The 7151-nt window shown below is 35.9% G+C and carries 7 protein-coding genes; 3 read left to right on the forward strand and 4 right to left on the reverse strand.

The window, feature by feature from the left end; genetic code table 11:
• The first annotated feature begins 323 nt into the window (after positions 1 to 323).
• Complete coding sequence (locus ACR65M_RS21995) at positions 324 to 890, forward strand: HAD-IA family hydrolase (protein WP_440274432.1); 567 nt, start codon at positions 324 to 326, stop codon at positions 888 to 890.
• A gap of 96 nt (positions 891 to 986) precedes the next feature.
• Here the strand turns inward: ACR65M_RS21995 and ACR65M_RS22000 are convergent, their stop codons facing one another.
• The 3 genes from ACR65M_RS22000 to ACR65M_RS22010 are packed head-to-tail and all read right to left on the reverse strand — an operon-like array spanning position 987 to position 4787.
• Positions 987 to 2177 carry a Ger(x)C family spore germination protein gene (locus ACR65M_RS22000; RefSeq protein ID WP_440274417.1) on the reverse strand — a complete coding sequence of 397 codons (1191 nt, stop codon included), beginning with the start codon at positions 2175 to 2177 and terminating at the stop codon, positions 987 to 989.
• Positions 2155 to 3264, reverse strand: a complete 1110-nt coding sequence (locus tag ACR65M_RS22005) for a GerAB/ArcD/ProY family transporter (protein ID WP_440274418.1) — start codon at positions 3262 to 3264, stop codon at positions 2155 to 2157. Before ACR65M_RS22005 ends, ACR65M_RS22000 begins: the two co-directional genes overlap by 23 nt.
• A gap of 14 nt (positions 3265 to 3278) precedes the next feature.
• The gene (locus tag ACR65M_RS22010) at positions 3279 to 4787 is read right to left on the reverse strand and encodes a spore germination protein (protein ID WP_440274433.1); all 1509 of its coding nucleotides are present in this window, start codon (positions 4785 to 4787) and stop codon (positions 3279 to 3281) included.
• A 413-nt stretch (positions 4788 to 5200) separates the two neighbouring features.
• On the opposite strand from ACR65M_RS22010, the gene ACR65M_RS22015 reads away from it, so the two are divergent.
• Together ACR65M_RS22015 and ACR65M_RS22020 are read left to right on the forward strand one after the other, a co-directional pair.
• Positions 5201 to 5827, forward strand: a complete 627-nt coding sequence (locus ACR65M_RS22015; protein WP_440274419.1) for a GyrI-like domain-containing protein — start codon at positions 5201 to 5203, stop codon at positions 5825 to 5827.
• 238 nt (positions 5828 to 6065) lie between these two features.
• Positions 6066 to 6698: an FMN-dependent NADH-azoreductase gene (locus ACR65M_RS22020; protein WP_121446913.1), complete on the forward strand. Its 633-nt coding sequence runs from the start codon at positions 6066 to 6068 to the stop codon at positions 6696 to 6698.
• Positions 6699 to 6863: 165 nt separating this feature from the next.
• Here the strand turns inward: ACR65M_RS22020 and ACR65M_RS22025 are convergent, their stop codons facing one another.
• A complete protein-coding gene (locus ACR65M_RS22025) occupies positions 6864 to 6992 on the reverse strand; it encodes a hypothetical protein (RefSeq protein WP_440274420.1) in 129 nt (42 codons plus the stop codon).
• Between the last annotated feature and the right edge of the window lie 159 nt (positions 6993 to 7151).

Genomic DNA, 7151 nt, shown 5'->3' on the forward strand with positions numbered 1-7151 from the left:
CAGAGCCGTACTGATTTTACCTTACCGTGTCTGAAGTAACCCCGACTTCGGACAGAGTTGCGCCTATTTATCCTTTGCTTGTCCGAAGATACTCAAACTTCGGACAAAGCCGCGCTAGTTTTGCTTTTGCTTGTCCGAAGACCCCCAAACTTCGGACAGAGCCACGCTGGTTTTGCCTTTGATTGTCCGAAGATCCCCGAACTTCGGACAGAGTTGCGCTGATTCTGCCTTTGCTTGTCCGAAGTACTTAAAACTTTATTTTCATGAGCATCATTTCTATAATGGTATGTACTATGTAAAAAGAGAGAGGGATTCAAATTAATATTCTATGGGATTTTGACGGAACATTGTTTAACACCTATCCAGCATTGGTCAAGGGTTTTATCCATTTAAGCGGCAAGGATTTGAATCCGAGTGAGGTTCTGAAGTGGCTAAAGGTTAACTCAAAAGTGGCCTTTCAGCAATATGGAATTGATGAAAGTAAGCGAGAGGAATATATCAAGCTTTATAATCAATACTCCTTTGACAGCCGGCCGTTTGAACAGCTAGAAGAGGTTTTACAAATTGCAGATGACAATTTTATCGTCACGCACCGTGACAAGGAGTCCACACTGTTCCTTCTGGAAAAATTTAAGTTGTTACATTATTTTAAGGTGGTTGTTTCAGTCGAGGAAGAGGGCTTTGAGAGGAAGCCACATGTAGCCTCATATCAACATGTCATCAAGGATTATCCGATTGATTTAGTGATCGGTGATCGTGAGCTAGATTTAATTCCTGCTAGAGAATTAGGAATCAAAACTGTTGCCTTTGAAAATCAGGAGATTGAGGCAGATTTTCACATTGATAACTATGCTGAGTTCAAAACGAGAGTACTTCCTTATTTATCATAAGTACCTCTCAGGGGAAAATACAAAAACGCACGATGATTCGTGCGTTTTTACAAGTAGTATTTTAAGGAATAACGTAAGAAAATAAATCAGCAATATCTAGTTATCATCACGATACCCAAAGTCTGTTACTTCCATTTTAATTGAGTAATGAATCGGTACTTCTGAAAAAACTTCATCCCAATTATTTTTAACCTTTTGCCATAGTTGGGGGTACTTAATCCTTACTTGATTGCCAAATCCAGCTACATCTACCTGTAAATCCTTCTGTATTGTTTTAATCGCATTTTTAATAATCTTTTCTGTCTCCAGCTCAATCAGCTTTTCGATGTCATTTATAAAGGCTGGCGTTTTTGATAAGTTCATCCAGCTTTCAGATATACGTCCTGTTGAATGAATATCGAGTTCAAATGAGATCTTATCCTTATTTATAATAGGGATTATTTTAGTCGTTAGTTCTTCAACTTCGTAAATGAATACCTCACCTGAAGTTTCATCAGTCGCTTTTATAAGGCCGCCTGTTGTCTTCCTTTTTAGCAAGCTTATACCATGTAACACATCTTCATTAATGGTTGCTAAAAGTAGATTGTTTTTTCCATTAATAATTGCTGCACCGGATAATTTTATTTCACCATCTACAGAGTAAATATTTTGTAACAAATAACTCTCTCCAGAGTTAAATTTTCCTTTTAATTTTGACAACGACATAGGTTCTAGAATTTTAATATTCCGATAAGAATTATCGATCATTCCGCTTAGCCTAAAAGCGGGGATAATTTCAGTTGTATTGGATTCAAGAACCTCTTTGGCCGGACCGTTACTTACAAATACTAAACAACTAGGTCTTAATTCATTATCCCAAAGATAGTAATCAAGCAGCTCTTTTAGAGATTTTTGCTTTAATAGTTCTGAATTTATAACAATCACCTTTGTATGTAGAAATGTAACGGGTCTTTCTTGCCTTAAAGATAAATCTCTAACCATTTGATGGTTAGAATCTCCACTTTCGGATATATTAATATACTTTTTCTTTCCCGCACCCTGTGCTTCTGGTTTGGTAGTAGCTATATTCACATATTGATACGTAACTGTTATTTCGTCTTTCTTTTTATAAGTTGCACCTTTCATTTCAAAATCTTTCTCTTCGGAAGGTTCCTCGCCTTTATCTATAGCTATTCCTACATTAAAAGTGAGATCTTCAATTTCTTTACTGCTCCAACAGCCAGAAAGAGAAAATAACATGGCAACGGCTAGTGCAATTTTTAATTTACGACGAAGAAGATTGATCATTAGATGATACCTTCCATTTAGCCATTAATAATAAAAAAAGAGGAATAACTGTAAAAAAGACTATAGAGATCTTGCCAATATAATCCCCCAACTTGAACACCTCAAAAATAGACTTAGGGATTGAAGAAATGATATAAATGATAGCTGGTAGTACTAATAAGACCAACCGTGATTCCCTCTTTAATAGTTGGTTTAATCCCAAAGCAGATGAAAAGTAGGTAATACAAAACGTAGAAAAAATCTGCATGGTCCATATAACAAGGAGAAATGACTCAAACCGCTCAAATATCAAACCTTCTATTTCATAGCTTCTGATAAGTTCTAGTGTTGGCCAAGTCTGATGAAAAACTCCATTTACCGATAGGGCACCAATAACCATTACCACCGTAATCAAGGAAAATACGGTTGGAATGGCAACGCCGATTATGATCAATTTAACTGCCTTTTTAGGTTCTTCCATAAATGCTACTAGCAGAAGCATGATCTCAGCCCCAATAAACGTGATTATGGTGGATTTAACCCCTTTCGTTATTGGAAGTATTCCTTCCCCAAGAAAAGGTCGTAGATTGTCAGGCTCAATAATTTTGAAACTCATCATTATAATTATTAAGAAAAAAAACACTGTTATAGGGAAAATGATTTCAAACATGCGTGCTAAAGATGTAATGCCACCCGCTAAAAGGTATACACCTATCCAAAGGAATGGCATCGTTATCGCCCATCTAGGTGTTTCCTCAAGAAGGAGGTAACTAGTAACTTCTACTAAAACCCTAAGTTCAAATGCTGCTATTGTAAGGAAATAAACAATCAAAAAACAACTAAGTAGGGTTCCAAATACTTTGCCTAGTAGTTCGGGACAGTATTGGTAAAAGGTTTTTTCTGGGAAACGTTGACTAAGCTTCACCATAATTATCCCTAATAGGATTGAGATTACGCCGCCTAATAGAACACTAATCCATGCATCTGGAGTTTTCACCGCTTCCACACTCGTTCTGGGAAGGGTAAGTATTCCTGCTGCAAGTATATAATTGGTTATGATGACAACGGTCTGGACATTTGTAATTTTATTTTTTTTAAGTGTAAACATCCTATTCCTTCTTTCTATTTCTTGCGCTTAGGATCTTTAGTTTCTAGAATGCTTGGGCGTCGTTGCATCATAGCGATAGGAGCTCTTATTAAGAAGTCTTTCATATCTTTAAACCTGAAAGGAACTGCAGGGCTAGTATAGGGAACCCCAAAACTTTCAAGCCTAACTAAATGGCTGCATAAAAGAAGGAAAAATAAAGTGACTCCATATAGTCCTAAGGTCGCTGCAAAAATCATGGAAACGAAACGTAAATATCGTAGTGCAATTCCAGCGTTATACTGTGGTATGGCAAAGGAAGAGATGGCTGTTAAGGCAACCACAATAATCATAATGGAGCTGACAATACCTGCTCTTACCGCTGCTTCACCTATGATAAGACCTCCAACAATTCCAATAGCTTGTCCTATTGGTTTCGGAAGTCGCAGACCTGCTTCTCTAAGAATCTCAATTGATATCTCCATCATCAAAGCTTCGATAAACGCTGGAAAAGGTACTCCTTCACGAGAGCCGGCAATAGACATTGCTAGTTTAGTTGGAATTAAACCAGGATGAAAAGAAATAAATGATATATATAAGGATGGTCCCAATAAAGAGATGATTGCAGCCATTAACCTAAGATTGCGTACCAACGTTCCGGGTATCCATCTTTCATAATAATCATCAGGTGATTGCAGCAACATACTAAAGGTTACGGGCGCAATCAGTGCAAAGGGTGAACCATCCAGAAGTATGGCAACACGACCTTCCATAAGAGCAGCCATGACTCGATCGGGCCTTTCAGTACTTTGTACTTGAGGGAATGGGCTTAGGAAGTTATCTTCAACCAACTGTTCAACATATCCAGAATCGGCTACATAATCTATGTCAATTTTATTAATCCTTCTTTTGATTTCTTCCAAGAGTCTAGGATTTACAATTTCATTTAAATAAGAGATTACCAATGACTTTTTTGCTCGTTTGCCAACAGGAAGTTCAAGCATTATTAAATCTTTATTCTCTGCACTGTTTCGAAGAATTCCCATATTCACACTCAGAGATTCAGTGAATCCGAGCCTTGGACCACGAACGACTGATTCAGAAGGAGGTTCCTCTATGCTGCGTGTTTTTTCTTCTTTTATTCCCAAAAGCAATGCGTTCTCACAACCATCAATTAGTAAAGCCGCATCGCCTGTTAGAATTTTAGAAGTTACATTTTCAATGGAATTCGTATCTTTAATTTCACTAATTGGTAATAGATATTTCTTAATAAAATCTATTTTTCCCGTTAATTTCAATAGTTCAAGATCATCTGAATCAAACGGTTCTAATAATACTGGTAGAATGTCTTTGTCGATTGTTTTCCTGTTACATAAGCCATTTAAAAAGATAAGTAGGCAAGACACATTCGACTTTTTAAGTTTAAACTCCCTAAATAGAACGTCTGAATTTTTACCTAACCTCTCCTGTAGTAATGCTTTATCTAACTCCAGTACCCCTATGAAATTAGGATTTGAACTGGGTGTCTTTTTGCCATCCCGCCTCATCACTATTTCACTTCTCCTTAATTCTCTTTATAGAATCAAAAGTTCGGGATAGTAAAAAAGGTACAAAAAATACAATAAAAGCTTGTAAAAACACCGTCCACTCTGGGAAATAGGCAATCACATTCTTCAAAGTTATTCCACCTTATGATGTAAGTAGTTTTAAATTATCTTAACCTTGTTAAAGGGAATTATTCACATATTCAGTAAATGAAGGGGGTATAAAATAGGAAGTTGAAATCTCTTTACTTGTAGATTCTACTAAGGATTGACCTACGATAAGAAAGCAAGGTCTTCAAAAATCAAAAGGAGAACAAGATTATGTTAAAATGAATGAAAAGATCCAATATACTGGAGTACATAAAGGATAAAAAATAGTTAAAATAGAACTAAATACTGTATAAAAGGAGTAACCCATGAAGCACGAATGGAGAAAGCATGAGAAAAATTTATATGTACCCAAAAGCAAACCAGAACTGGTAACGGTACCTGAACAAAAATTTTTCATGATAAAGGGAAAAGGGAATCCGAATAGTGAGGAATTCTCAGAGAAAATAAATGTTCTTTATTCATTATCTTATGCAGTCAGAATGATGCCTAAAGGAGGATATACTCCTGAAGGATATTTTGAATATACAGTTTACCCTTTGGAGGGTATATGGGATTTGACCGAGGAGGGTAGGAAACTAACTACCTTAAATAAAGACGAATTGGTATATACGATCATGATTAGACAGCCAGAATTTGTTACCGAAGAAATTATTGAGAAGGCTTTTGAGAATGTGAGAAAGAAGAAGCCACATCCATTGCTAGAGGATGTAACTTTTGGAGTAATGGAAGATGGCTTATCTGTACAAATGCTTCATGTGGGTTCCTACGATGAGGAACCACAAAGTTTTGTGAAAATGAATGAATTTATTGAAACAAACAGTCTTGATAAAGTTACTCTTGTACATAGAGAAATTTATCTTTCCGATGCAAGAAAAGTAGAGCCAGCAAAGCTGAAAACGGTATTGAGATACAGAGTGAAGCCTAGAAACTAACCGAATATGTGCCATATATTAAAGAAGCAACAGGCCTTTTAGAGGGGCTTGTTGTTTTTTGTTATATCAATATAATAATCTCTAAATAAAAGTAATGCTACTAAAGAACTAAAAATCGTCATAGGACTAAGGTTTCATTTTTTGTGAATTACCTGTAGTTAGTTGACTTAGGTTTTATTTCAATATATCATTAATTCAAGATAATTAATTTTAAGATAATAAAGGAGACTTTCATATAATGAATATATTAGTAGTAAAAGCAAATAACCGTCCAGCTTCAGAAGCTGTTTCAAGTAAAATGTATGAGACTTTCATAAATAGCATTGAAGGTGTGAATGTAACAACTTACGATGTTTTTGCAGAAGACATGCCTTATCTTGGTCAAGATTTATTCAATGCTTTTGGTAAATTAGAATCAGGCGAAGAAATGACAGACGTAGAGCAACGTATTTTAGCTGCAAAACAAAAAGCAATGGATGCCGTAACAGCAGCAGATGTAGTTGTATTTGCATTCCCATTATGGAACTTAACAATTCCAGCTAAGTTACAAACATTCATCGACTATGTGTACCAAGCTGGATTCTCATTTAAATATGATGAAAATGGTCAAGCTGTACAATTATTGACTGACAAAAAAGCTGTTATTCTAAGTGCTCGTGGTGGTATATACTCAACACCTGAAGCAGCGCCAATGGAAATGGCTGCTACTTATATTAAGAATGTAGCTGGTGGCGTATTCGGAATGGAAATCATTGATGAAGTCATTATTGAAGGCCATGCTGCAGCACCAGATCAAGCTGACAAGATTGTAGCTGAAGGCTTAGAAAAAGTAGCAGCTGTTGCAAAAAAATTATCAGCAGTATTGGTTTAATCTATAAAGAGTAAAAACCCGTCTTTTAATATGACGGGTTTTCTCGTTATATTTGAGTTTCTCAATATTCTATGTATCTATCGTTTCTCTCTTTTTATGGATATTGCGAATGGTTCTATGCTGACAATCTAAAATAAGCATGCGCAATTGCTTTTTACGCATGCTTTAATCGCTTATCTGCTCAGAAATGACACGCAAATGGATGATTGTACCAATTATTGCATTTTTTGAAATCAACTTTCCCTTATTATGGATATTGCGAATGGTTAAATGCTGCCCATCTAAAAAAAGCATACGCAATTTCTTTTTACGCATGCTTTAATCGCTTATCTGCTCAGAAATAATACGCAAATGGATGATTGTACCAATTATTGCCTTTTTTGAAATCAACTTTCCCTTATTATGGATATTGCGAATGGTTAAATGCTGCCCATCTAAAAAAAGCATACGCAA

It is taken from the genome of Ferdinandcohnia sp. SAFN-114 (assembly GCF_059415045.1).